Genomic DNA, 2,170 nt, shown 5'->3' with positions numbered 1-2,170 from the left:
CATTTTAATAAATGACTTTTTATATTTCTAATATAATCAATGATAATTTTTCATTATTCTTATTAAATAATTTTAAATTATTAATATTAATTTGTTCTTTTTCTGTAAAAATTGTAATATTATAATTCCCATAACCCCATATCCCAGATATTTCAATTTGATTTAAAGCAAATAGTTTTTCATTATATGTTATATTAATATTATATTCAACTAAATCTTTAGTCATGTTTGTTCAAACTGCCTTAGAATAAAGTAATCTATATCATTGAGAAAAAAAGTTTAAATATTCTTCTATTTTGTCGTTAGAAACAATTAAATTAGTTAAATATTTTCCATATTCACCATCAGATAATTTAATTTCTGCCGGAATAAGTGAAGGAATATTATTTGTTTCTAATTCATTTGTTAATGATAGTCAATTAAAATAATTTGCCTCTAATTGATAAATAATATTTTCTGAAATATCTTTGTTTTTAACAGTTACTTTAATTTCATCATCATTGTTTTTGATATTATTTTGATTTTTTAAATTTCAATCTGTAATCTGTCCAGTTTTAGGTGAAATAAACGGTGTGTTTGGTTCACTATTACTATTTCAACGATAAACTACTTTAAAATAATTATTACTTTTATCTCACCATTCTTTAAATGGTATAAATTTTTCTTCATATATATATAAATTAATTGTTGTGGGTTTAAAACTGTAAATTTTTAAAAATAAATCACGGTTATTTAAACCATCAAGTTTTATTGACACTTTGTTAGAAGATAATGTTACGTTATTTTTAAATTTAATAATACGTCAATCAGCATTTTCATCACCACGCCATACAACAAAATATCATTTATTATCAACTTGATTAAATGGTTTTTCACTTGCATCAACTTCTTCTCAATAATTTATTGGTGTTGGTGGAGTAGAACCACCACTAAAATTAAAATATGATGAAATTAATTTAACTTTACAATGTTCAAATTCTCAATACCCAGTTTCTAATTCTCTTGGATTAGACATTAATTCAAAATAATAAGGAGAAAATAATTTAACATCATCATTATAACCTTTATTAATAGCGTATTTACTATATGTATAATTTGATAACATATAGATAATTTGTTTAAATCTTTTTACAGCATTATCATTTAAAGATTTATAATTATCTAATTTTCAATTTTCAAATAAACCATCAATGACATCTTCGGGTTTTTGCCCTTCGAATTTTTGGCGTAATTCTGCTGCTTTATTAGTAGGATTACCCCTTTCATCGTATTTTGCTCCTTGAAATTTTCGATCATAATTATAACAATATGTTAAATAATTTAACAAAACAATATTTAATTCTTTAACATCTAATAATCCTAATATATCTTTACCTTGAATATAGTTTTTGGCAATATTTCATGGTAAAAAACTTTCCGTAAATCAATATTGAAATATTCGTACATTAGGATTTGTTTCAATGGGCATTGATAACAAAGGTACTAAACTAGCATTTTCAACTATTGATGATGGATAAGAATAAACACCATTCACATTACCTCAACATTTAATATTTCCAAATAACATTGATTTAGGATACTTAATTTCAATTCCAGTAAATACAGCATCTTCAGGTAATGATTTTTGTAAAACTAAATGAATACTATTTTGGTTTTTTCATTTAAAATCAGTTATTTTTACTAAATGCGTAGATTTAATAATATCTACACCATCAGGTGAATAAGGGCGTTTATATTCTTCAATAATATAACATTCATTTTTATTGTCTTCACTAATTGGTTCATTAATAGATACTATTTTTAAGTCATAAGATTCTAAAAATTCTTTGTCTTTTTTTGAAATATCATTAATTAAAATATCTTTTTCATCAATCATTATATAACTAGTGCTATTATCTTGAATTGTAGTATTTTGTTGAATTTGTAATTTAAAATTAAAGTCACTAATTTCATAACCAGTTATTTTAATATATTCATCTTTATCAATAAAACCTATTTTAACGCTATTTTGAGAGTAGTTTAAGGTTGGTTTTTGCTTTGTCTTAACAAGATTATTAATTTTATAAATGTATAAGGTTCTGGCACGGTCTTCACTAAATAATTGTTCTAAATTGGGGTCGCTATATTGTGATTGATTAGCAAAATCTAACGGAATACTATCAATTGAATA

At 23.1% G+C, this 2,170-nt stretch carries 1 pseudogene; it reads right to left on the bottom strand.

The annotated features are described in order from the left end of the window. Positions 1 to 19: 19 nt before the first annotated feature. Positions 20 to 2,170, bottom strand: a pseudogene (locus tag D9R21_RS07425) (hypothetical protein); the annotation flags it as partial.

This window comes from Spiroplasma endosymbiont of Megaselia nigra (assembly GCF_003987485.1).
Lineage (GTDB): Bacteria > Bacillota_I > Bacilli_A > Mycoplasmatales > Mycoplasmataceae > Spiroplasma.
Note: the sequence above shows the minus strand (reverse complement) of the source record. Positions and strands in the feature narration are given on the sequence as shown.